This is a genomic window from Sulfitobacter sp. HI0040, assembly GCF_001634885.1.
Classification (GTDB): domain Bacteria; phylum Pseudomonadota; class Alphaproteobacteria; order Rhodobacterales; family Rhodobacteraceae; genus Sulfitobacter.
Map to the genome: position 1 here is coordinate 1 of NZ_LWEX01000243.1, position 342 is coordinate 342.

The 342-nt window shown below is 63.2% G+C and carries 1 protein-coding gene; it reads left to right on the forward strand.

Translation table 11 applies throughout. The annotated features are described in order from the left end of the window. Window positions 1-49: 49 nt before the first annotated feature. Window positions 50-342 (forward strand): ATP-binding cassette domain-containing protein (locus A3728_RS12990; protein WP_150120784.1); only part of this gene is annotated, 293 nt, incomplete at its 3' end.

Genomic DNA, 342 nt, shown 5'->3' on the forward strand with positions numbered 1-342 from the left:
TGCTGATCCTCGCAGTGAACTTCCTGCTCACGGGGGTTTTCTTCGCCCTATGATCGCGCTGCACGACATCCACAAATCCTTCGACGGCACGCCGGTGCTGCGCGGTGTCAGTCTGTTGCTCGAACCGGGGCAGTCGCTGGTGGTGATCGGCGCGTCGGGCAGCGGCAAATCCGTGCTGATGCGCAGCATCCTCGGCCTCGAACGGCTCGACGCCGGGGCCATCACGCTGGACAACGCACCCTTCGACAAGACGCGTCGGCGCGAATGGCTGAACGGTTTCGGTATGCTCTTTCAGGGCTCGGCGCTCTTTGACAGCCTGCCCGTCTGGCAGAACGTGGCATT